Origin of the sequence: Arcobacter sp. F2176, assembly GCF_004116465.1 — a bacterium.
Lineage (GTDB): Bacteria > Campylobacterota > Campylobacteria > Campylobacterales > Arcobacteraceae > Arcobacter > Arcobacter siniprincipis.
The window spans coordinates 24,758-49,881 of sequence record NZ_PDJV01000019.1; the positions used below are offsets into that span (position 1 = coordinate 24,758).

The following is a 25,124-nucleotide window of genomic DNA, read 5'->3' on the forward strand; positions in this document are numbered from 1 at the left end:
ACTTTTGTAGAGAGTTTATCTTAAGACTTTTTCAAAAAACAAGTTTTTAAAAAGATTCTAACTCCATTTACTTTACCTTCAATGTGAGTTGGATCATCACCTAAAGATATTCCTTTTACAACTGTTCCTCTTTTTGCAGTAAATCCAGCACCTTTTACTTCTAAGTCTTTTATAATAGTTACACTATCACCTGAGTTTAAAGTAACACCATTACTATCTTTTACAACTTCACCAGTAGATAGTCCTGCTTCTGCCCATTCTAAAGTTTCAGGTTCTAAATACATCATCTCAACTAAATCTTGAGCCCAACCTTCATCAATTGATAAGTTCTTTAATAATCTATAAGCAACAACTTGTACAGCTGGAGTTTCGCTCCACATAGAATCATTTAAACATCTAAAGTGATTTGAATCCATTTTTGACTCATCTTCAATTTGCTCTTTACATGTAGAACAAACTACAATTTTCTCATCTTTTGGTGCAACTTCAATTGCCTCAAGACCATCACTTGCTCCACAAAGTTCGCAAACACTACCACTTCTATCTAAAAGATCCTTCTCTATACTCATTAAACTTCCTTATTCTTTTTTTGTATTTTAACATCTTTTTCAAAAAATAAACAAAAATAGATAAACAAATACTCCAGTTATACAACTAAGTAGTAAAAATACAAAGGTAATCTTCCCCTCTCGTATATGATTTGAAGTTTTTATCTCTTCTATTTTTCCATTTTGATATAAACTCATAGATTTTATAAATAACCTTATCCACAATACAGCAGCAATCAGTGCAATTATTATATGAAAAATCAAATATCCTACTAAAAAACCATGTGGAAGATTACTCTGTTTTGCAAACTCAAAAAATCCACCATCTATTCTAATCATGATTTCAAAAAATACTAATACGAAAACTGTCAAAACTAAAATAAACCCTTGAGAATAAAAGTGCAACTTGTACTGTTTATTTTTTGCAAAATATATACTAGCCATCACAAGAAATGGCAATATTGAAAAGAAAATTACCATCACATTCATATGAAGAGGTATATTATTACTTAAATCTTCCATTTGAATTCTATTTATTAGCTTTTAAATCAGATCTCAAAGCTAATTCAGCGGGATATGGATTTAAAAATTTTTGTTTTTTTAAGTATTCGATGTCATATCTACTAATATATATTTTGAACATCTTAACTATAGTTATAAGAGGAATAATCCCGTCTTTATACTCATCCATACTCACAAGTAATAACTCTTTTTCTTCTTTTGAAATGTGCTTTTTAAAGTATCCAAAAATATGTAGCAAAACATTGTAAGTTTTATTAATAGTACTTTTTTCACTTATTGCTTTTAAAAAACTTTGTTTGTATTCAGCTAAAATTCCTTCTAAAGGTTTTTTCTCATGATTTGCAACGATGTGTCCTAATTCTTTATAAAATTCTTGAGATTTTGCGTAAATTAAATATTTATATGAAGTATGAAACTCTACTAAATCATTAAACTCAATATCTTCTTTTTTTAATAACTCATGTAAGTCTTTATAAGCAAAGATTTGCATTAAAAAATTTTCTTTCAACCAAGCATCATTAAGTCTTCCCTCTTCTTCTAAGGGTAAATAAGGATAAAATTCTTTTATTCTTTTTGCAAAAAGTCCTACACCTTCTTTTATACTTGGGGCATTTTTTTCTTGGTAAACTTTTACTCTTTCCATTCCACATGTTGGAGATTTTGATTTTAGAATAAAGCCACAAATATCATCATCTGCTATTTGTTTTGCACAAGAGATTGAGATATCATCTAATTGTTTAGTTACATCCTTTGAACCATCGCTTGTAGTGACTTTTATATCTTCACTATTTCGAACCAATCTAATAGTCTCCCTTGGAGTTCCAAAAACAATACTCTCTGGACAATAAGGCACTATTTCAAAATATTTTTGAAGTATATTAAATACAAAGGCATCTCTTGAATGGGCTCCATCATAACGACAGAGATTCCCGATTAGACATGATGATATTCCTAGTTTCATAATCTTTCCTTACATTTTTATAAAAGATTATACATTAATCCAAAAGTTTTTCATATCCCTATAGGAACACTCTATGCCCTATTTTTTCTTTTTTAGTTTTTCTTTTAAGATAATTTTACCACTTTCAACACCTGGTTGGTCATAGGCATTTATAAATAAAAACTTCCCAACTATTGAAGTTAGTAATTCATATACATACATTAGTTTTGCTAAACTAAATCCATCAACTTTGTCCATAGTAATAGTATCACATGGAATATCTTGTAAATCATGTACTGCTTCTATTGTAGCATCTGCTTGGTGATTTATAAGCTCAGAAAATTTTAAATTATTTATATAATCAAGTTCTTCTAAACCTTTTAATTTTACATCAGGGATTTTTGAATTATCTGCGAAATCTTTTATTTTAATAAAAGTAACCGTTTTATCCCTTTTTCCTTGGATGATTAACTGTAAGAAACTATGTTGATCAACTGGACCTAATAAACCAATTGGTGTCAAACCTTGGTGAGTATTGTCTTTATCAATTTTTCCTAAACTCTCTCCCCATAATTGAACATACCATTTATTAAATCCTTCAAGTTCAGAAGCATAAGAAAAAACTACATTGTTATTAAACTTATGTTTATACTCTGCCATAAATCTAGCTTTTGTCATTATTCTTTTATATAAAGCCTCTTGTTCAAAGTATTCACTATAAGCCTCTTTAGCTCCATCTAATAATCTATCAATATCAATTCCAACAATTGATAAAGGTACAAGTCCTACAGTTGAAAATACAGAAAACCGCCCACCAACATTTTTTGGTATTTCAAATGTTTTTATATCATTACTTTGGGCGAAATCATTTAGTTTACTATCAGTCTCTGTTATTATCAAACAATTATCTTTGTCAATTTTAACTTTTGAGTAAAGGTATTTAAAAACACTTATTGTCTCAATAGTTGTGCCTGATTTACTAATAACGATAAATAGTGTATTATCTAAATCTAATCTTTCCAATCTTGTATTTATATCAATTGGATCAGTTGATTCAAAAAAATAAAGCTTTTTATCAAAGTTATGGGTTCTGGTTAAAAAACTATAAATTGCAAAAGTTCCTAAAGTACTTCCACCTATTCCAATTATTGCTATATCTTTTTGCTTGACAGTTTGGGCATACTCTTTTATTAGAGTTGTATCTTGAAAAGGTAAATTATAATAACCTATATCTTGCTTCTCTTTTTTTATACTTTCGAAAATCTCACTATCAGAAACCCTTGGACTAAAATTTGCACTATAATTCATCTTTTATCCTTTTATACTTTGTGTTACTATTTCTTGAGCTTGAGCTAAAATAAGCTCCAAATGCTCACTACTTATAAAACTTTCCGCATAAATTTTATATATATCTTCTGTACCTGAAGGACGAGCTGCAAACCAACCATTTTTGGTAACCACTTTTAGCCCTCCAATGGAGGCTTTATTAGCCTCTGCTTTAGTAAAAATATTTTCGATAAGTTCCCCTGCAAGCTCTTTTGATACTATATCTTCAACACTTAGACTTTTTAGTTTAGCTTTTTGCTCTATTGTTGCTGGGGCATCGATTCTTTTATAATATGAAGTCCCATTTTTCTCTTCTAACTCTTTATAAACAGTTCCAAGGTCTTTTTTTAGTTTTGAAGTAATCTCAGCTGCTAAAAGATTTAGAATTATTCCATCTTTATCAGTTGACCAAACACTTCCATCAAATCTTAAAAATGAAGCTCCAGCACTCTCTTCTCCACCAAAACCTAAAGTTCCTTCATAAAGACCATCAACAAACCATTTAAAGCCAACAGGTACTTCATAAAGCTTTTTATTAAGCATCTTTGCAACCCTATCTATCATAGAACTTGATACTAGTGTTTTTCCTATACCTAAATCATCACTCCAAGGTCTATTTGAAAATAAATACCAAATAGCAACAGAGAGATAATGATTTGGATTCATAAGCCCAACACTTGGAGTTACTATTCCATGTCTATCAAAGTCAGGATCATTTGCAAAAGCTAATTCATACTTATCTTTTAAGCCTATTAATGAAGCCATCGCATCTTTTGATGAACAATCCATTCTAATCTTGCCGTCATGGTCGCAAGTCATAAAAGAAAAAGTTGGATCAACTTTATCATTTACAATTTCAAGATTTAAACCATAAATCTCTTTTATCTTTTTATAAACTTCTATTCCAGAACCGCCCATTGGATCAACGCCAATTTTAAGATTTGCTTTTTTAATACAATCCATATCAATAATAGTATCAAGAGCTTTTACATAAGGAGTTATAAAATCAAACTCTTCTACAAATAAAGAAGCATCTAACTCTTCAATTGGAACTTTTTTTACATCCTTTAAACCATTTGCCAAAATTTCATTTGCTCTATTTTCTATGATAGTTGTAATATCACTATCTGCTGGTCCACCATTTGGTGGATTATATTTAAAACCACCATCACTTGGAGGATTATGAGAAGGAGTTATTACAACTCCATCATTTAATATTTCACTGTTTTTATTTGCTTCTAAAATAGTAAAAGAAATTACAGGAGTGGGAGTGAAATTTTTATTTTGGGCAATTTTACACTTAACTTTATTTGCTACAAATACTTGTAATGCTGTTGTTTGAGCAGGAGTTGAGAGGGCATGAGTATCTATTCCTATATATAAAGTTCCAGTTATTTTTGCATCTTTTCTATATTCACATAAAGCTTGTGAAATAGCTAAGATATGGTCTTCATTGAAACTCTTTTTTAAAGAACTTCCTCTATGTCCAGATGTACCAAAACTAACTTTTTGACTTACTTCATTTATATTTGGCTTATTTTCATAATAAGATGAAAGTAGTTTTGGAATATCTTCTAATATCTCTTTTGGTGCTTTTCTTCCTGCTAGTTTATTTGCCAAAATATTCTCCTTTTATTTTATTTTTGCTAGTGCTTCAATACATAATTGGGTAATCTTATCAAAATCACCACTTTTTATAATATCTTTTGGAATAATCCAAGTTCCACCAACACATAAAACATTTTTTAAAGATAAAAAGTCATTTAGATTTTCTAGATTTACTCCACCTGTGGGACAAAATCTCATTTTTGGAAAAGGACCTTGAAAAGCTTTTAAAATATCAACTCCTCCACTTATTGTTGCAGGGAATAATTTACAATTATAAATGCCATTATTTTGAGCAAGCATAACTTCTGAAGCAGTTGCAATTCCTGGAATAATTGTCATCTTATACTTTTTTGCACTATCTATTAGCTCTTGAGAAATTCCAGGAGAAAATACAAATTTTGCTCCTACGGCTTTTGCTTCCATCAAATCAACATTATTACAAACTGTTCCAGCTCCCACATTCATAGATGGCATCTCTTTTGAGATAAGATTAATAGCTTTAAGTCCAGCTTTTGTTCTTAAAGTTATCTCCATAATATTTATTCCACCAGCACTTAAAGCTTTTGCTAAAGGCAAGGCATCTTTTATATCATCAAGGGCAATAACTGGTACTATTGGTGATATTTTCATTACATCATTTGCATTCATAAGTTTTCTTCTCCTACAAGTTTAAAAATAGTTGCTCCGGTTTCACTTGAACTTACATTTTCTCTAATACTTGAAAATAGTTCTCGTCCAAAACCATGTCTATTTTTTTCTAAATTTATTTGTTTAACTTCTCTTTTTTCTAAAACTTCTTTATCAATTAGAAGTTTTATTGTGCCATTTTTTACATCCATCTCTATCATATCACCATTTTCAATTTTTGCTATAAGTCCACCTTCAATAGCCTCAGGATAAAGATGTATTGCAGAGGCAACTTTTCCAGAAGCTCCTGACATCCGACCATCTGTTATAATTGCTACTTTAAAACCTTTATCTTGTAAGGCTCCAAGAGGAGGCATTAGTTTATGAAGTTCTGGCATTCCATTTGCTTTTGGACCTTGATATCTTATAACTGCTATAAAATCTTTTTCAAGTTTTCCTTGTACAAACTCTTTTTGTAACTCTTCTTGGGAATTAAATACAATAGCTGGTGCTTTTATATAAAGATACTCTTCTTTTAAAGCTGAAGTTTTTATAACACTTTTACCAAGATTTCCCACTAAAAGTTTTAATCCACCCTCTTTTGAAAAAGGAGTTTTAGCACTTGAGATTACTTCTATATTTTTTGAACTCTTTTCTCCATCATTAAAAATTAGTTCATCATTTTGTAAAATTGGCTCTTTGATAAAATTATCTAAGCCATATCCAACAACTGTTTGAACATCATTATGAACTAATTCTAAGTCAAGAAGTTGAGCTATAACCACACTCATTCCACCTGCATCTCTGAAGTGATTTACATCTGCACTTCCATTTGGATACATTTTACAAAGTAATGGAGTTACTTTAGATATCTCATCAAAATCTTCCCATCTTAAAACTATACCAGCTGCTTTTGCCATAGCTATTAGATGTATTGTATGATTTGTTGAACCTCCTGTTGCCATAAGTCCAATAATTGCATTTACAAAAGTTTTTTCATTTACAATATCTGATATTGAAATCTTCTTCTCACATAATTGCGTAAGAGTTTTTGCAGCTTTTTTTGTCAAAGCATTTCTTAATGGTGTATTTGCATTTATAAAAGAGCCATTAGGAAGTTGTAATCCCATCATCTCCAAAAGCATTTGATTTGAATTTGCTGTTCCAAAAAAAGTACAGGTTCCACAGCTATGATATGAAGCCTTTTCCACTTCAAAAAGTGTCTTTTCATCTACTTTGTTTTGGGCAAATTCTTGTCGCACCTTTGCTTTTTCTTTATTTGAAATACCAGAAGGCATAGGACCTGATGGTACAAAAATAGCTGGTAAATGTCCAAAACTCAAAGCCCCAATCATAAGTCCTGGAACAATTTTGTCACAAATCCCCAAATAAAATGCTCCATCATAAGTATTATGACTCAAAGCAATTGCCGTGCCCATAGCTATATTATCCCTAGAAAATAAAGATAATTCCATACCTGATTGCCCTTGGGTTACTCCATCACACATAGCAGGAACTCCACCTGCAACTTGAGTAGTTGAACTATGTTTTAAAAGTTCTTTTTTCAAGATATCAGGATATGAAGCATAAGGTTCATGGGCTGATAACATATCATTATAAGCAGTTACAATTCCCATATTAAAAGATTTCATATCGCTTAAATAAGCTTTTTCTTCATTGGTCATTGGAGCAATGGCATGGGCTAAATTAGCACAATCTAAAGTTGTCCTATTTACACTATTTTTTTTAGCTTCATTTATTCTAGATAGATAAATCTTTCTACTTTTTTGGGATCTTTTTATTATTTTGTTTGTTACTTCTTCTATTATTTTATTCATGAGTAATAAACCTTTATTTTTTTGTCAGTTTGATTTAAAACTGAGCTTATTGGATATTTATAAATATCATTTGCATTTATAGCACTATTATATACTTCAAGCTTTTCTTTTCCTTCTATATGTAATATTATATTTTTAGCTTCTAAAATTTTCTTTAATATTAAACTCATTCTTGTATAAGGAACTGTTGTGGGTTCAATTGAGATACAAAACTTCTCATTTGTTAAATCATAAGCCTCTTTTAGCCTTTCATTATTTGGAAATAATGAGGCAGTGTGTCCATCAGTACCCATACCCAAAACCAAAACATCTACTTTTTCAAACTCATTTTCATATATTTTTGAAGAGATACTTTGAGCAGATTCTGCATTTATTCCTTTTACATAAAGTCCAATAAAAATAGCTTTCTTAGCAAGATTTATAAGTAAGTTTTCTTTAACCAAAAATTCATTACTATCTTTAGAATCATTTTCAACCCATCTTTCATCTACTAGTCCAATGGTTACCTTTTCCCATTGAATATTTATATTTGAAAGTTTTTGAAAAAATAGTTTTGGAGTATTTCCTCCAGATACTAGAAGAGTAGCTTTTCCTAAAGTATCTATACTATTTTTTAATATTAAAGCTATATCAGAAGCTAGATTCTGAGCTAACTCATCACTTGAAATAAATTCTTTAAAATCATTCATCATTCCAACTTCTTCCATCTTTTGCGATTAATTGAATGGCAGCACTTGGTCCATCACTTCCAGCTGTATATGTTTTCATAGGAGATAGATTCTTTTCCCAACCCTCTATAATCTTATCTGCCCATTTCCAAGCAGTTTCTACCTCATCAAGTCTCATAAAAAGCGTTGGATTAGAACGAATCACATCTAAAATAAGTCTTTCATAGGCATCTGGTTTTCTATCACTGTTGTGAGGTGAGTTTAGTTCTAAATCCACTTGTTGAAGTTTCATACTATCACTTAAGCCTGGGATTTTATTCATAAGCTTTAACTCAATACTCTCTTTTGGTTGTAGAGTTATTACCAATCTATTCGCATTTATTGAAGTCTCATCTTCACCAAATATAGAGTGAGGAATAGTTTTAAACTGAATTACAATCTCAGAATTTCTTTTTTGAAGTCTTTTACCACTTCTTATATAAAAAGGTACTCCATTCCATCTCCAATTATCTATATCAACTCTAATGGCTGCAAATGTTTCTGTATTACTTCCTTCCTCTTTTCCATCAAGATATCCGGGAACTGTTTTTCCATCTGAAGAACCAGCTTTATATTGGGCTCTTACTGTTTTTGTTTTTATATCTTCATCATTTATACTTCTAAATGAACGCAATACTTTTACTTTTTCATCCCTTACACTATTTGCTTCAAGTGAACAAGGAGGCTCCATAGCTATTAGACAAAGTAGTTGCATAAGGTGATTTTGGATCATATCCCTCAATGCTCCATACTCATTATAATAACCCCAACGATTTTCAACCCCAACACTTTCAGCAACTGTTATTTGCACATGGTCTATGTGGTTAGAGTTCCAAAGTGGAACAAAAAGTCTATTTGAAAATCTCAAAGCCATGATATTTTGAACTGTATCTTTACCTAAATAGTGGTCAATTCTATATATTTGATCCTCTTCAAAGTATTTTAAAACCTCTTTATTTATCTCTTGTGATGATTTTAAATCCCTACCTAAAGGCTTTTCTAAGACAACTCTTGTTTGTTGGCTTATTAAATTCCAGTGATTTAATGACTTACAAATAGTTCCAAAAAAATCAGGTGAAGTTGATAGATAATTTATTCTCTCTCTGTCCGTATGTTCATTTAAAATCTCTTTTAATTTTTCATATGAATTTTCATCTGTAAAGTCTATAGTTACCATAAGAAGTTGTTTTTTAAAGATTTTGAAAAACTCATCATCAATCTTTTCTTCACTTAAAAATTCATTTAATTTTTCTTTTATGAGATTTAAATGTTCATCTATGCTTATCTCTTTTCTTGAGACTGTTATTATTCTACTTTCACTTGAGATATAGTTATCTTTACATAAATGATAAAGTGCAGGAAGGAGTTTTCTAAATGCCAAATCACCATGTCCACCAAAAAGTATAAAATCACATAGATTATTTTTTGTATTCATTTTATTTCTTTTTATTCTCTAAATTATAAAAATAGTTTGTAGCTTCAACAAAACCATCAACACTTCCACAATCAAATCTTTTACCTTGAAATTTATATGCCATTACCATACCTTTTTTCGCTTGTGTACATAAAGCATCGGTAATTTGCAACTCTCCATTTTTCCCAGGCTCTGTATTTTTTATAACTTCAAAAATATCAGGTGTTAGAACATACCTTCCAATAACTGCCAAGTTTGATGGAGCTTTATCATTATCAGGTTTTTCAACCATATTTGATACCATAAATACACCATCTTCTATTTGATTACCTTCTATTACCCCATATTTATGTACATCTTCTTTGGGTACTTCCATACAAGCTACGATACAACACTTATATTTATTATAAAGTTTTACCATTTGAGTTAAAATACCATCACCTTTTGGATTTACACAAAGGTCATCTGCAAGAATTACGGCAAAAGGATTAATGTCTCCTACTAAAACTTTACCCTTATAAATAGCATCTCCTAAACCTTTCATCTCATTTTGTCTAGTATAAGTAAATGTACATTTATCAATAATATTTCTAATATCAGCTAACATTTTCTCTTTTGATGAACCTTGTATTTGATGTTCTAACTCATAAGAGATATCAAAGTGATCTGTTATAGCTCTTTTACCTCGTCCTGTAATAACAGACATGATGTCACAACCAGCTTCCATAGCCTCTTCAACTCCATATTGAATCAATGGTTTAGTTAATACTGGTAACATCTCTTTTGGCATAGCTTTTGTTGCTGGAAGAAATCTTGTTCCATATCCAGCTGCTGGAAATAGACAAGTTGTTATTGTTTTATCTTTTTTGTTCATTTATTTATCCTTTTTTCTTTTTTAAATTTTGCCTTTTAGCCACATAATTTGGTATGGCTCTAATTTTATTTCTTTTATTTTTTCTGCTTTTTCTTCATTATTTGGCATACAGTTTGAAGAAAGTATATCACAAAGTGGTAGGGAAATAGAATCAGGTAACTTACATATAACTTCTTCATTTGAGAAATTGTGCACTGCAACTATTCTATTTTCCTTGCCACAACATGATTGGTCTATAACAAAAAGTCTATCATCTAAATCTAAAATTTCAAACTCTCCAAATGGATTAAATGCTTCTTCACTTATTCTTATAGAAATAAGTCTTTTATAGGAATCAAACATAGTTTTTGCAAGAGTTCCTTGAGTTGAAAGTTCATTCTCTAACCAATCAATATTATATTTTTCTCTATTTATTGTACGATTTACTCCTGTATGTTTAACTCCATCATGATAATTCCTAGAACCAACAAGAGAGTGAAAATAAATACCCGGAACACCAGGCATTGCTAAAACAGCTGCTTGGGTTACTAACATTCTTTTTATACTTAAATATTGATCTTCATTAGGGTTTGTCAAAGCATCAATATAAGAACAGTTTAGTTCATATGGCGTTTCACTTCCATCTTCTTCTGCTCTATAAGATACTAATCCTCCATGTTCTTCTACAGTTTTTACTAGATATTGTATTTCTTCATCTTCTAAAATTCCTTTTACTGGACGCATTCCTATACCATCATGACTTGCTGTAAAATTGAAAAAACAAACCTTATCATTTGGTAAGGTCAATGTCTTAGCCCATTTTGTTAATTTAGTAGTATTTGAATTTAATATTGAGTGAAGTAATAAAGGAGGCAAGGCAAAATTATATACCATCTGAGCCTCATCATCACCACTTCCAAAATATGAAATATTTTCATTATGGGGAACATTTGTTTCTGTAATAATTATAACTTCAGGTGCGACTTCATGTAAAACTTCACGCATAAGTTGTATTAACTCATGGGTTTGAGGAAGATGAACACATGAAGTTCCTATCTCTTTCCAAATAAAGGCTATGGCATCAAATCTAATTAAAGTAGCTCCCTTTTCTATATAATAAAAAAGTGCGTCTAAAACATTTCGTAAAACCCTATGACTTTTATAATTTAAATCAACTTGGTCTTTACTAAAGGTTGTCCAAATATTTCTTATCTTCCCTTCATCATCTATAAATTCGCTTAAAAGGGGAGTTGCTCGTGGTCGAACAACTTTACTCAAATCAATTGATGGATCAACATTGATAAAAAAATCTTGAAAATATGGATCACCTGCTAAATATGCTTTAAACCAATCAGAAAATTGTGAGATGTGATTTATAACCCCATCTACCATTAGTCTATAATCTTTACTTATTGATTCTATTTCTCTCCATGAACCCATATGAGGATCAACTGCATTATAATTTACAACAGAAAATCCATCATCACTTGAATATGGGTAAAAAGGTAAAATATGAATAGAATTTATTACACCTTTTAGATGATCATTCATAAAATTATTTAAAGTTTCTAATGATGGCTGATGAAGTTTTGATACTTGGTCGCCATAGGTTATTAAAATAATATCTTTTTGACTTAAACGATAATCTGTTGATTTAATTCTTTGTTTATATTTAAAAATCAAATCAATGATATCATTAACAGCCCTTTGGGCAATCTCTTCTGGATAAAGTTTATGAAGTCTTTTATTTATTGTATGTTTAGGATCTGATATATGTTTTGGACCTTTCATTCATTATCCTCCTTTACATATTTATTAAATTTTGCAGAAAAATCAGGCATAACAGAACGAACTGTAATCCAAGGAGATAAAGATGGAATTCCCATGGGATCCTCATAAAACTCATCTGCTGCAGCTTTTATAGCATCTTGAAAGGTCTTTACAGCCTCTATTTCTTTTTCCCTATTATAATCTAGTGCGTTTAATTTACTCAAAGCATTGAATTTTGATATTTCAAATCTTGATTCTTGAAAATATGTTGCAAGTAGAGTTTTAAAAGAACTAGAAGAAAAAACCACTCCTTCTTGAGCCATAACTCTAAAAAGGGTCTTAGCAATATCATTTGCCATCTTATAAATACCACCACCCTCTTCTTGACTACTTAGTTCTTGATGCTTATGTTCATAAGTTTCCATTATCTCTGTTTGACAGATTCTTTTATTTGAAGTATTTTTATATACTTCACTTAATGTAGAAACTTCTAACCCCCAAGTGGGAGAAATACCAATACCTCGACCAAGAGATCTTATAAATGAAAACTCACCTGATAAAGAGTACCTAAAACTCTCCATATAATCCAAATACCTATTGCCTCCATAAACCTTTTTAAGTGAATTTATCAAAGGAGTATAAAGCAACCTTGTAGCTCTACCATGAAGCTTATTTGTAACCCTTGAGTAAAAACCTTTATTAAATTCAAAATCAAGTGCTGGATGAACTATTGGGAAAAAAAGTCTTGCTGGAATTTCTCTATTATAATTTACAATATCACAATCATGAAGAGCAAAAGCATAGGCATCTTTGTCTGCTAATCCATAACCCATCATTGTCCAGACATTTCTTCCTTTTCCCGGTGTTTCAAGTCCAGGAAATCCCTCTTTTGTCAAATCAGAATAAAGCTCTTTTATCTTTGGCCCATCATTCCATAAAATATCAACTTCACAAGGAAGTTTTGCCATAAGTTCTTTGACCTCTTCAAACTGCTGTTTTGTAGCTTGATCAAGTCCTAAAATAATCTTATAAAGATATTTCACACTTTTTAATTCTTCTATGATTCTATGCATAGCTGGAGTTTGAAACTCTGAATATAAAGCAGGCAATAAAAGAACCATTCTTCTTCTTTGACTAAATTTTAAAAGCTCTTTTTCCATATCTTCAAGTGTTCTATCACCTAACTTTTGTAAAGTAGTTATTACACCATTTTGAAAAAAATCAGACATCTTTATCTCCTTAATTTTTTAATATAATCACAATATCAAGCATATTATTATGGGTGGGACCTGGTTTTAAAAGTTGATTTAATTTATCAAAAAAGTTATTTGAATCAAAATCTTCCATATATTTTTTTATATCTAAATTTAACTCTTGCACTTTTTTTACTGTATCTTTATCAATTATTGCACCACAAGCATCAGAATTTCCATCTATCCCATCACTTGCACCACTTAAAAATATTATATTTTCATCTTTTGGATAAGAGTTTAGAAAAGATAAAACTAAGTGTTGATTTCTTCCACCTTTACCATTTCCACTAACATTTACAGTTGCTTCTCCTCCAAAAATAAAACAACCCTCTTTTTTTTCTTTACAAAATTGCAAAAGATTTTTACATACAAGTTCAACATCATCATCTATTTTTTCATCTACTATGATTGGATTTAGATTTTTCTTTTCTAAAATATTTTTTGCCTCATTTAGTAAAATGTCATTTGAACCTATTAAATAATGTTTTATATTTGAAGATTCACTTTTAGGGGTTTCTAAATCTTTTGATTTAATAGCTTTTTGAAGATAGTTTTGCACAGAATTTGGTACTTTTTCAAATATATTATATTTTTTCAAATCATCAAAAGCATCTTGAAAAGTTGTACTATCAAAATAAAGTGGTGCAGAACCAATAGCTTCTAAATTATCCCCTAAAACATCACTCAGAGTTAAAACTACTCCTTTTGCTTTTGTAAATCTAGCTAATCTTCCACCTTTTACTTGAGAAATATGTTTTCTTACACAATTTATTGATTCTATTGGCATTGAATTTTCTAACATAAGTTTTGTTGTTTCTTGAAATTCTTCAAGACTTATTTCATCTGCAGGGAGTTCTACTAAAGCAGAGTTTCCACCTGATAATAAATATATAAAAAAATCATCTTCATCTAGGGATTCAAACTCTTTTATTAAAGCCTTTGCACCTTTTACACTCTTTTGACTTGGTAGAGGATGGGTACTTTTTATATATGTGAGATTTTGTTTTTTGAAATTATTTTCATAAGCTCCTACTAAGAGTGCTTTATCTATTTTTTCTTCCATGATTTCATATAATGCTTCAGCCATACTAAGAACTGCTTTTCCAGAACCAAAGATATGAATTTTTTTATTTTTTGGTATCTCAAAAGATTCACTATTTACATAAAACTTATCATTTTCAAATTTACATTGTTTTTTAATAAGTTTTTTTGGATGAATCTCTTCTAGTATTGATGAAAATATATTTTCTAGTTGTTCTTTATTTAACATTTAAAATCCTTTTTAAACTATTATTCCAGCCTTTTGGCCCAATAAATCTTGATTTGGTGAGATTATTTATTTCACACTTGATAAATGTACCATCATATTTTTTTATTAAAATTGGAATATCTACACATTTTAACATAGTGATATCATTTTCGCCATCACCTAAAGCAATTGTTTTAAAATTTTTATTATATAAGTTATCATAATACTTTTTCATCTCCAATACAGCTTTTGCTTTATCTTGTCCAAAAGTAATTAAATGATAAAATCTTCCCCCTTTTACCACATCAAAACCATCAGTTAAAACCAATTGTTTCAACTGCTTAGCTTTTGTTTCATCTTTTAAAATAAAAGGCTCACTAAAAGTTCTTTTTCTTGCTTTTTTTGCTTTATTTTTGGGAAGTCCCGTATATAAAGAAACCTCTTCATCATTCATTTCATGAAACCCTTGGATGGGAAACTTTTTTGAGTATTCTTTAAATGCACTAATTGTAGTATCGTAATTTTTCCCTAAAGAAATAAGCTCATAAGTTTTTTCTTTTGGAATAAATATTCCAGCACCATTTTCTATAACAAAAGGAAAAGAAATATCTAATTTCTTTTGTAATTCAACAACCTCATCTTTTGTTTTACTTGTGACGATTATTAATGGTATTTTTTGCTCTCTTATAAAATCAAGCATCTCTTTAGCTTCATTGAACTCATAAGTTTTATGATCCAAAAGTGTTCCATCTAAATCTGTAAAAATTAAATAGTCCGTTTTAGTGTCTTTTTGTAACATTACTTTAGTATATCTTATCCTTATATTTAATTTAAAGTTTTGTCTGTATAAATTTTATACAATCTATAATTATACAAAAAAAATTTATTTATATTCTACAATAATTAATAAAATATTACTTTTTTAAATGTTATGATAGAATTTGCTACTATTATTTTAATTAGAAAAAGAACCAAACAAATGCATATAAAAAAATTTTTAATTGTCTTTTTATTTACTTTCATATCATGGGCAAATGCATATGAAAAAAACACTCAAACCAAAAGAATAGTATATATAGTTGATAATCTAGAAATTCCTTTTTGGCAAATCATGGAAAAGGGAATTAAAAATAGTTGTGAAGACTTGGGTTACAAATTAAGTGTACTTGATTCTCATAATAATCATAAAAAAGAATTAGAAAATACTGTAAAAGCTATAACAGATAAAGTTGATGGGATTATACTTTCTCCCATAAATTCATACTCTGCAGAAATAATTCTAAAACTTGCAAAAGAAGCAAATATTCCAGTTGTAGTTTCTGATGCCGGAACAAAAAATAAGAGCTATGTATCTTATATCTCTTCAGATAATAAACTTGGAGCATATAATCTTGGTATATATCTTACAAATGAATTATCTAAAAAAGGTTACAAAAATGCAAAAGTTGGAATTATAGCTCTTCCACAAAAAAAGCTCATTACCCAAGCCAGAACAGCTGGTTTTATAGAAGCATTAGAAGAATCTCCATTTAAAAGTGCTGATTTAAAACAAGTTAAGACAAGAACAGAAGAAGAAACTTACATTTTGGTAAAAAATATGATAAAAAGTTATCCAGATTTACATGCAATTTGGTTGCAATCTTCAAAAACTTATAGAGCAGCTATTAAAGCAATAAATGATTTTAATAAACAAAATGAAATATCACTAATTACTTTTGATTTAGAACCTGAATTTTTAGAATTAATCCCTAAAAATATAATATTAGCAGCAGCAGTACAGCAACCTTTTATTATGGGGAAGTTAGCCTTAGAACAAATAAATAATTATATAAAAGGGAAAAAAGTTCAAAAAGAGATACAACTTCCAGTGAATATAATTACAGCTGATAACATAAAACAAAAAACTTATTTTATTGAACACAATGTTTTGGGCATTGAAAGTAACTAAAAGATGAAAAATACAGAATATTCATTATTAACAAAACTTGGATTAATAATTATTACTCTTGTAGTAAGTATTATGCTAATTAATTCAACATATAACTATCAAAAAACAAAAAATTCTATTTTAAAAGAGATGAAAGATGACTCAAAAGAGTCTATGCTTTCATTAAAAAACAATATTTCAATACTACTTGCGTCTTATTCTCCAAATGAATATGAAAAAATTGTAACTAATGAACTTAAAGATAAAGATATTTTTGCAATTGTGATAAAAGATTATAATTTAGGAAAAGTATTAGGTAAAAATGTTTATATAAGTGGAAGAATAAAAGACAAAAACTCTATTATCGAGGACTATGATGATAAAGATGAAGAACAAAATAAACAATTAGCAAATTCATTTTTTTCTAATAGTTCAAACATTACTGACTCTTCAAATAATCTCCTTGGTACCATTACAATTTACCTTAGTGATTCAGCTTTAAATGAAGAGCTAGATACAATAATATATGATACTATTATAAATACTATCTTCTTATCTATATTATTAATTTTATTTTTATATCTAAGTATAAAATACTATATATTAAAACCTATTTCAAATATTATTGATGCAATTAATAATGATAATAGTCATGGAATACCAAATAAGCCTATTCCTTATTCTAAGAGTACAGAAATAAATGAACTCTCTTCAAGTATTAATAAAATGATTTTATCTATAAAAGATTCTAGAACTGTTTTAGAAAAAAGTCAACATCGCCTTGAATATCTACTTGATCTTAGTCCTATTTCCATAAGAATTACAAAAAAAACTAAAAAAAATAAAGATTATGTAATTTTTGCTAATGATGCCTATTCTAAACTATTACAAGTAAATAAAGACAATGTTTATGGAATGAATCCAAAAGATTATTATATAAATAAAACTGCTTATGAAAATATTGAAAAAGAACTACTCAATGGAAATAGCATTTATAATATGACAATGGAAGTAAAAATAAACAATAAACAAGTTTATGTACTAGCTTCTTATATGAATATTGAATATGATGGTGAAAATGCAATTATTGGGTGGTTTTATGATATAACAAATGAAAAAGAAAATGAAGCAAACTTGCACAAAGCATTAGAATTACAAACTACTATTTTTGATAACTCTGGATATATGATAATAAGTACAAATATAGATGGAGTTATTCAACAGTTTAATAAAGAAGCTGAAAGAATTTTAGGATATAAGGCAAAAGAAGTTGTAAATATTCATACTCCCTTACTTTTTCATCTAAAATCAGAAATTAAACAAAGAAAAACATATCTATCAAAAGAGTTAAACATTAATATAACATCAAGTTTTGAAGTATTTTCAGCTAGAACAAATTTGGGCTTAAAGAATGAAAATGAATGGACAGTTATCTCAAAGAATGGAGAACATATTCCAGTACTTATAACAATTACTGCTTTAAAAAATAAAGATAATGAAACCTATGGTTACATAGGAATTTGTCAAGATATATCCCAACGAAAATTATTAGAGTCCCAATCAAAACTAGCTTCTATGGGTGAAATGATAGGAAATATTGCCCATCAATGGAGACAACCACTTAGTATGATTTCAACAATTGCAAGTGGAATACTAATAAAAAATGAATTAGTTGAAAAGATTTCTCCCCAAATTGTTTCTGATATGGAAAAAATCATGGGTCAAACTAATTATTTATCTCAAACAATAGATGATTTTAGAAATTTTATAAAAAATACAAATCAAAAAGAAAAAATCTCAATTGTAGAAACAATTGAAAAAGCATTAACTATTTTAAAACCATCCATAAATAACAATCACATAAATTTAATTACAAAGTTTAAAGATGATTGTGAAATTGAAGGTTTTCAAAATCAAATTATTCAAGCATTTATTAATATTATCAATAATGCAAAAGATGCGATAAAAGAAAGACTAAGAGACAATGAAGAGAAGCTTATTTTCATTGAAACACAGAAAATAAATAATCAACTTATATTAGTAATTAAAGATAATGCAGGGGGAATAGATGATACTATCATGCATAAAGTTTTTGAACCATATTTTACAACAAAACATAAAAGTATAGGTACAGGTATTGGATTATCTATGTCACACCAAATAATCACAGAATATCATGATGCTTCAATTGAAGTTTTTAACAGCACTTATACTTATGATAAGAGGCAATATATTGGTGCATATTTCCAAATTACATTCAATAATTTTTGTGATATCTAAAAAGAAGTGAGTTTATTATGTTAATTTATCTTATTATATTTGTTATTCTTGGATTTATCCTTGCAAAATTTATAAAAAAGCCTAAAGTAGCTCTTTTAATAGCTTTGATTATTTCTATTGCAATTGGTGTCTTTTATGCTCCTATGTGGGGGATAGTCTGTTTAGGAGAGATGGCATTTGGGTATTTTGCATTTATTTTTACAAGAGATTAAATAATATTAGGATTTGTTGATGTCAGATTTACAAAATGAAATTATTGGATTTGTACTTATTGCGATTGCAGTAATTGCCTTTGCTTACTATAAACAAAGAATAGAAGATAAAGACAAATAAGAATTCTTATTTGTCCTTCTTATTTACATACTCACACTAAAAGCATTTTTATCCCAACGCAAGCTAAAAAAACAGCAAAGGCTACTTTTAATTGCTTTACATTAAGTCGATATGCTAATTTTACTCCCAAGGGAGCAAATAACATAGTCATAGGAACTAATGCAATAAATCCAAGCCAATTCACATATCCAGTAGAGCCCACAGGTAGATTTGGTGCACCCCAACCAACAATTATATAACCAATAGTTGCTGGAATACTAATAACTAACCCAAATATTGAAGCTGTACTTACAGCTCTATGTATGGGATAAGAAAAAAGAGTAAGTAGAGGAACCATAAGAGTTCCTCCTCCTATACCCAAAAGTGAAGCAAAACCACCTAATAATAATCCAAAAGTTGATTGCCCAAAATTACCAGGTAACTGCTTAGCTATAATTATACTTTTGAAACTACTTATTATCATATGAATAGAAACTACCAATAATAAGATACCAAACATAAATTTTAAAGTTGAAGCATCAATATATTTAGAAGAAAAAGAACCTATAAGTACTCCAATGATAACAAGAGGTACCCATCTCTTAGTCAAATCCCAATCTATTCCACCTTTTTTATGGTGTGATCTTGCAGACATAATAGAAGTTACTACAATTGTAGCTAGTGAAGTACCAATTGATAGTGGAATTGCAACTGTAATATCAATATTTAAATAAATAAATATATGATAAAGCATTGGCACTATAACAATACCGCCACCAACTCCTAATAAACCTGCTAACAAACCTGCTATTACACCAGATGCTAAAAGAATCGGCAATAGAACTAATAATTCATTCATTAATTTTTATCCTTATTTATTTTTATAAATTTGATGCTTTCCCATCACTTCGAGGGTCACTTGCACCCTCTATTTTTCCATTAGGATGCCATACTATTGCACCTGCATGCCCAACAGCAGAATCAAGAGATGATAAGATTTCTACATCATGTCCTTTTTTTATCAAATCTTCTTGACAATCAAGTGGAAAACGAGACTCTAGTTTTAAACTCTCAGATGAATTTCCCCATGTTCTACCTAATAACCATCTTGGCTTATTAATAGTAGTTTGTAAATCATCATTATAATATGCATATCTTGAATATACCGCTGCTTGAGTTTGAGGTTGCCCATCTCCACCCATTGTTCCATATGCCATCACTCTTCCATCATTAAATAAAGCAATAGCAGGATTTAAAGTATGAAAAGGTTTTTTATGTGGCATCAAAGTTTGAATATGTGAAGAGTCTAAAGAAAAACTACATCCCCTATTTTGCCAAACGATACCAGTCCTAGGTAACATCAAACCGCTACCAAACTCATGATAGATACTTTGAATAGCACTTACAACTCTACCTTGGGAATCAACAGCTCCAAACCAAGTAGTATCACCAGGAGCTGTTTCTTTACCCCAAGCTTTAGCTTTTTGTAAATCAATTTTTTCACTTAATTTATCTAAATATTGGGGTTCCAACCAAGCTTGTAGTTCTTCTAGACTTGCTGAAGTGTCCATTTTTGCCCTATGAGAAAAAGCTATTTTTGTAGCTTCTACTAACAAGTGTACATGATTAGAAGAATCCAATTGGGGTAATTTTTCTACCCAACGATCAAATAATCCCAATATCATCAAAGAAGCGACCCCTTGTGTAGGAGCTGAAGCATTAAATAATTTTGCTTGAGAAGTTTGCATTTCCAGTGCCTTATTCCAACTTGCATGGTGATTATTTAAATCATTAAGAGTTATAAATCCTTCTCTTTTTAAAAAATCATTTGCAATATCTTTTGATAAAGAACCCCTGTAAAAAGTGTCAAAGCCTTCTTGGGAAATCCTTTTTAATGTTTCACCCAATGATTTTTGAACTAAAATCTCACCCTCTTTTGGAACTTCTTTATTTGGATAATAAACATCTGCAAAAAAACTATCAGCTTGAAGTTCAGCTTGTTTTTCATTTAATGTATCACTTAAGGATTTAGTTACTTTAATACCACTATTTGCAGAACTTATTGCCTCAGAAAGAAGAGTTGCAGGAGTCATTTTCCCACCCCAAGTTTTACTTTTCTCAAAAGCTAAGTCCCAAGCAGAAACTGCTCCAGCTGCTGTATTTGCTGCTAATTTTCCCCTAAAAGGTATTTCAGTTAATCCTTCATATAACTCTTTTTTTACATCATATCCAGAATACCCAGAGGCCTCTATAAAAGAAACACCTTCTTTGGGGTCATAAACTAACCAAAAGGCATCTCCTCCAATACCTGTCATGTGAGGATAATGTATTGCTAAAGAAGAAGCAACTGCAATTGAAGCTTCAATCGCATTGCCTCCTTTTTTTAGTATTTCAAGCCCTGCATCTGAAGCTTCATGGTGGGGTGAAACTACCATGCCTTTTTGTGAAGTTTGTGTTTTAAGTAATTTATTCATATTTATTTAAATATCCTTTTTAGAATTTTATTATAATTAGTTTATATTTTTCTTACATCCATCCAATTGCTTTTGGTAACCATAAAGCAATATCTGGGAAAAGCATCACTAGCCCAATAACAAAAATCTGAATTCCAATAAAAGGTAAAACACCTTTATATATCTCCATAGTCTTAATCTCTTTAGGCGCAACACCTTTTAGGAAAAATAAAGACCAACCAAAAGGTGGAGTTAAAAATGAAGTTTGTAAATTTAGTGCAACTAAAATACCTAGCCATATCATATTTATATCCAAAGCATGAAATATAGGTAAAACCAATGGCAATACAATATAAGAGATTTCAATCCATTCTAAAAAGAATCCTAATACAAAAAGTACAAACATCATAAAAATAATAGAACCCCACATCCCCCCTGGAATTGCGGCGAAAAGATCTTCTACTAAATAATCTCCCTCTAATCCTCTAAAGCTCAGCCCAAATATTTGAGAAGCCAATAAAACGAACATAATCATACCAGTTACTTTCATAGTTTCGTATAAGGTTTCTTTTAAGACATCCATATTAAGTCTTTTACTTAAAAAAACTATTAAAAGTGAGCCTATTGCTCCCATTGAAGCAGCTTCTGTAGGGGCTGCAAGTCCTCCAATGATAGAGCCTAAAACTGCAAAGATTAAAATAAAAGGTGGTGCAACTGATTTTATAAACTCTATGTATAACTCTTTTCTTGAATAAGATTCTCTCTCTTCAATATCAATTGGTGGCACATGTTGAGGAAAAAAACAACTCAAAAAAACAATATATAAAATATACATACAAGCTAAAAGTAACCCTGGAACTAAAGCAGCAGCAAAAAGAGGCCCTATGGCTTCTCCACTAATGTCTGCCAATAATATAAGAACTAAACTAGGAGGTAAAATTTGTCCCAATGTTCCAGAAGCACAAATAGTACCACACGAAACACTATGACTATAGTTTCTTCGTAAAAGTGTAGGAAGAGAAATCATTGTTAGAGTAACAACTGTTGCCCCTACAATTCCTGTTGATGCACCCATAAGAATACCCACAACAATAATCGCGATAGCCATTCCTCCAGGCTTTTTACCAGATAAAAGTCCTAATACATCAAGCATCTTTTCTGCTATGCGAGATTTTTCCAAAAGTATTCCCATAAAAACAAATAAAGGTACTGCCAAAAGTGTATAGTTAGTCAAAACTCCAAAGATTCTTGCAGGAAGTAAATTGAAAAGATTCATATCTACACCAATTGCTCCAAAAAACAGACCTGCCCCTGCTATTGCAAAAGCAACTGGAACTCCTGCTAAAATCAGTGTAAAAAGAGATACAACCATTAAAATTGCTAATATTTGTGGATCCATAAATTATAACTCGCTTTCTGTTTTTGTTATGGCTTTTAATAAAACCGATAATCCTTGAATAAAAATAAGTATAAAACCTAAAGGTATAAGTCCTTTTACTAGGTATCTATAAGGTAATCCCCCAGGATCAGGTGAGACTTCATTATTTACATAAGATTGCAGTACATAATCACTTGATAAATAAATTATAAAAGCAGAAAAAGGAAGAATTATTATTAAAGGAATTAAAATATTCATCCATCTTTTTACATTTTTACTATAACTGTGATAAAAAAGGTCAACTCGTACATGTTCACCTTGTTGGAAAGTATAAGCAGAACCAAATATTGCAATTGCTGCTAAAAGATGCCATTGAAACTCTTGTTCAGCAATAGAACTTATGTGAAAAAAATATCTAAAAAGAACATCCCCAGCAACTAATAAAACCAAAATAAAGATTAGCCAAGATGTTATTTGACCGATACGCATTATAAGCGTATCAAGTCTATTTGCTAAAAGTGCTAACTCTTTCATTATTTCAACTTAGTCATAACCACTAATTCACTTTTATCTTGCCAACCATCATGAATAGTCTTAAAGTTAAAGTAACTCTCATGAACTTTTTTAACCAAAGGATCTTTTGCAGTAAGCTTGTCATAAGTTGAAAAAGTAACTTCTCTTAATTTTTTAATAACTTCATTTGGTAATGTTTTTACGATAACACCTTGATTTTTTACCAAATCATCTAATGCCTCTGAGTTATTTGCTTCAGACCATGAAAGACCCATAAGATTACACTCAGATGCAACTGCTTTTACTATTGCTTGAATATCTTTTGGTAGTGTTGCCCAAGCATCTTTATTAATCAAACACTCAGTTGTATTACTTGGTTCTCCCCATCCTGTTGTATAGTAATATTTAGCAGCTTTTTGGAATCCCATTCTTCTATCTTGGAACGGTCCTACAAACTCTGCTGCATCAATTACACCTCTTTCTAAAGCTGGGAAAATTTCTCCACCTGGTAATAACTTAACGCTAACACCCAATTGCTCAAGAACTTTTCCAGCAAGTCCTGGAACCCTCATTCTTAATCCATCTAAGTCTTTAACACCATTTATCTCTTTTTTGAACCAACCAGTCATTTGAGTACCTGTATTTCCAGCTGCTAAACCAATCACATTAAATGGTTTATAAACCTCATCCCAAAGTTCTTGTCCTCCACCAAATTGTAACCAAGCATTTGTACCTTCAAAAGTCATACCAAAGGGAACTGCCGTGAAATATTGAGCTGCAAATGTTTTACCAGCCCAAAAAAATGAATTACCCCAATTCATCTCAATAGTACCCTTTGATACAGCATCAAAACCTTCCATTGCAGGGATTAATTCCCCAGCTGGATAATGTTTGATTCTCAATCTTCCATTTGTCAACTCTTCAACCCTTTTACAAAAATAACTCGCACTTCCAGGTCCAGTAGAATAAAATGGAGCCCCTGCCCCATAACAATTTGTCATTTTCCATCTAAACTTTTTTGAAGAATCAGCACTTGCAACCGATGGAATTGCTACTGCTGCTGTAATTCCTGCCAAACCAGTTTTTTTAATAAAATCTCTTCTATTCTTAGTCATTTTATTTCCTTAATTGTATAAATTTTAATCGAGACTTCTAGTAGATATTGTTTATGATAAATTACTTATGTCCTCGAAATAACATAAATCATTCAAACAATGTATAACTCCAAACTGAGAAATCCTATCATTATTTATAAAAAATAATATTTCATTACTGTATACTTTTTATACAAAGATAAAATTTAATCATATTTAAATTATTTAAATATGATTAAAAAATATAAAAATAAAACTTTACTTAAAGAAGAATTTAATTATTGTTTATTTTATCATAAACCCCTAAAATAAAGGATTCTTATTTATTAAAAAATTCAATAAATTTACAAATAAATACTCAATGAAATATTTTTAATGTTTTTTGCATATATTTAAATCATACTAATTTTATGGCTTTAAAAGCATTAATTACTTAACAATATTAAATTAAAAAATAATAAATAATTTTTTATATTGATAAAAATACATAAAATAATTATGCACTTATAAAA

Annotated in this window: 22 protein-coding genes; 3 read left to right on the plus strand and 19 right to left on the minus strand. The window is 29.7% G+C overall.

Annotated features, from left to right (window positions below; translation table 11 throughout):
- Positions 1-20: 20 nt before the first annotated feature.
- The 14 genes from CRU95_RS13650 to CRU95_RS13715 all read right to left on the minus strand — a co-directional run bounded on the left by CRU95_RS13650 (position 21) and on the right by CRU95_RS13715 (position 15,454).
- On the minus strand, positions 21-569 hold the full coding sequence (locus CRU95_RS13650) for an alkylphosphonate utilization protein (protein WP_129101674.1): 549 nt from the start codon (positions 567-569) through the stop codon (positions 21-23).
- 39 nt (positions 570-608) lie between these two features.
- Positions 609-1,070: a DUF420 domain-containing protein gene (locus tag CRU95_RS13655; protein WP_129101675.1), complete on the minus strand. Its 462-nt coding sequence runs from the start codon at positions 1,068-1,070 to the stop codon at positions 609-611.
- Between the two features lie 7 nt (positions 1,071-1,077).
- Entirely contained in the window at positions 1,078-2,031 is a 954-nt protein-coding gene (locus CRU95_RS13660) for a DUF523 and DUF1722 domain-containing protein (protein WP_129101676.1), read from the minus strand.
- A gap of 78 nt (positions 2,032-2,109) precedes the next feature.
- Positions 2,110-3,318, minus strand: a complete 1,209-nt coding sequence (locus CRU95_RS13665; RefSeq protein ID WP_129101677.1) for a glucose-6-phosphate isomerase — start codon at positions 3,316-3,318, stop codon at positions 2,110-2,112.
- Between the two features lie 3 nt (positions 3,319-3,321).
- On the minus strand, positions 3,322-4,956 hold the full coding sequence (gene pgm, locus CRU95_RS13670; RefSeq protein WP_129101678.1) for a phosphoglucomutase (alpha-D-glucose-1,6-bisphosphate-dependent): 1,635 nt from the start codon (positions 4,954-4,956) through the stop codon (positions 3,322-3,324).
- 12 nt (positions 4,957-4,968) lie between these two features.
- Positions 4,969-5,592 (minus strand): bifunctional 4-hydroxy-2-oxoglutarate aldolase/2-dehydro-3-deoxy-phosphogluconate aldolase, encoded by a 624-nt coding sequence (gene eda / locus CRU95_RS13675; protein ID WP_129101679.1) that lies wholly within the window; start codon positions 5,590-5,592, stop codon positions 4,969-4,971.
- Entirely contained in the window at positions 5,589-7,409 is a 1,821-nt protein-coding gene (edd, locus tag CRU95_RS13680; RefSeq protein WP_129101680.1) for a phosphogluconate dehydratase, read from the minus strand. The genes eda and edd overlap by 4 nt, the downstream gene beginning before the upstream one ends.
- Positions 7,406-8,101 (minus strand): 6-phosphogluconolactonase, encoded by a 696-nt coding sequence (gene pgl, locus CRU95_RS13685; RefSeq protein WP_258238726.1) that lies wholly within the window; start codon positions 8,099-8,101, stop codon positions 7,406-7,408. Before pgl ends, edd begins: the two co-directional genes overlap by 4 nt.
- Complete coding sequence (gene zwf / locus CRU95_RS13690; RefSeq protein ID WP_129101682.1) at positions 8,091-9,551, minus strand: glucose-6-phosphate dehydrogenase; 1,461 nt, start codon at positions 9,549-9,551, stop codon at positions 8,091-8,093. The genes pgl and zwf overlap by 11 nt, the downstream gene beginning before the upstream one ends.
- 1 nt (position 9,552) lies before the next feature.
- Positions 9,553-10,404, minus strand: coding sequence for a UTP--glucose-1-phosphate uridylyltransferase GalU (gene galU / locus CRU95_RS13695; RefSeq protein WP_129101683.1), 852 nt, complete (start codon positions 10,402-10,404; stop codon positions 9,553-9,555).
- A 21-nt stretch (positions 10,405-10,425) separates the two neighbouring features.
- Positions 10,426-12,174: a sugar phosphorylase gene (locus CRU95_RS13700; RefSeq protein ID WP_129101684.1), complete on the minus strand. Its 1,749-nt coding sequence runs from the start codon at positions 12,172-12,174 to the stop codon at positions 10,426-10,428.
- Positions 12,171-13,382 (minus strand): glycosyl transferase, encoded by a 1,212-nt coding sequence (locus CRU95_RS13705; protein ID WP_129101685.1) that lies wholly within the window; start codon positions 13,380-13,382, stop codon positions 12,171-12,173. The genes CRU95_RS13700 and CRU95_RS13705 overlap by 4 nt, the downstream gene beginning before the upstream one ends.
- 10 nt (positions 13,383-13,392) lie before the next feature.
- Entirely contained in the window at positions 13,393-14,676 is a 1,284-nt protein-coding gene (locus CRU95_RS13710; RefSeq protein WP_129101686.1) for a glycerate kinase, read from the minus strand.
- Entirely contained in the window at positions 14,666-15,454 is a 789-nt protein-coding gene (locus tag CRU95_RS13715) for a mannosyl-3-phosphoglycerate phosphatase (RefSeq protein WP_129101687.1), read from the minus strand. Before CRU95_RS13715 ends, CRU95_RS13710 begins: the two co-directional genes overlap by 11 nt.
- Before the next feature lie 180 nt (positions 15,455-15,634).
- Here CRU95_RS13715 and CRU95_RS13720 point away from each other — a divergent pair, with 180 nt between their 5' ends.
- The 3 genes from CRU95_RS13720 to CRU95_RS13730 are packed head-to-tail and all read left to right on the plus strand — an operon-like array spanning position 15,635 to position 19,074.
- A complete protein-coding gene (locus tag CRU95_RS13720) occupies positions 15,635-16,603 on the plus strand; it encodes a substrate-binding domain-containing protein (RefSeq protein ID WP_129101688.1) in 969 nt (322 codons plus the stop codon).
- Between the two features lie 3 nt (positions 16,604-16,606).
- The gene (locus tag CRU95_RS13725; RefSeq protein ID WP_129101689.1) at positions 16,607-18,862 is read left to right on the plus strand and encodes a PAS domain-containing sensor histidine kinase; all 2,256 of its coding nucleotides are present in this window, start codon (positions 16,607-16,609) and stop codon (positions 18,860-18,862) included.
- 17 nt (positions 18,863-18,879) lie between these two features.
- Positions 18,880-19,074 (plus strand): hypothetical protein, encoded by a 195-nt coding sequence (locus CRU95_RS13730; protein ID WP_129101690.1) that lies wholly within the window; start codon positions 18,880-18,882, stop codon positions 19,072-19,074.
- Positions 19,075-19,226: 152 nt separating this feature from the next.
- On the opposite strand, the gene CRU95_RS13735 is transcribed toward CRU95_RS13730, so the two are convergent.
- The 5 genes from CRU95_RS13735 to CRU95_RS13755 are packed head-to-tail and all read right to left on the minus strand — an operon-like array spanning position 19,227 to position 24,633.
- On the minus strand, positions 19,227-20,033 hold the full coding sequence (locus CRU95_RS13735; protein ID WP_129101691.1) for a sulfite exporter TauE/SafE family protein: 807 nt from the start codon (positions 20,031-20,033) through the stop codon (positions 19,227-19,229).
- Positions 20,034-20,055: 22 nt separating this feature from the next.
- Positions 20,056-21,648, minus strand: a complete 1,593-nt coding sequence (locus CRU95_RS13740) for a gamma-glutamyltransferase family protein (RefSeq protein ID WP_129101692.1) — start codon at positions 21,646-21,648, stop codon at positions 20,056-20,058.
- 52 nt (positions 21,649-21,700) lie between these two features.
- Positions 21,701-23,026, minus strand: coding sequence for a TRAP transporter large permease subunit (locus CRU95_RS13745; protein WP_129101693.1), 1,326 nt, complete (start codon positions 23,024-23,026; stop codon positions 21,701-21,703).
- A 3-nt stretch (positions 23,027-23,029) separates the two neighbouring features.
- A complete protein-coding gene (locus CRU95_RS13750; protein ID WP_164969793.1) occupies positions 23,030-23,539 on the minus strand; it encodes a TRAP transporter small permease subunit in 510 nt (169 codons plus the stop codon).
- Positions 23,539-24,633, minus strand: a complete 1,095-nt coding sequence (locus CRU95_RS13755) for a TRAP transporter substrate-binding protein (RefSeq protein WP_129101695.1) — start codon at positions 24,631-24,633, stop codon at positions 23,539-23,541. Before CRU95_RS13755 ends, CRU95_RS13750 begins: the two co-directional genes overlap by 1 nt.
- Between the last annotated feature and the right edge of the window lie 491 nt (positions 24,634-25,124).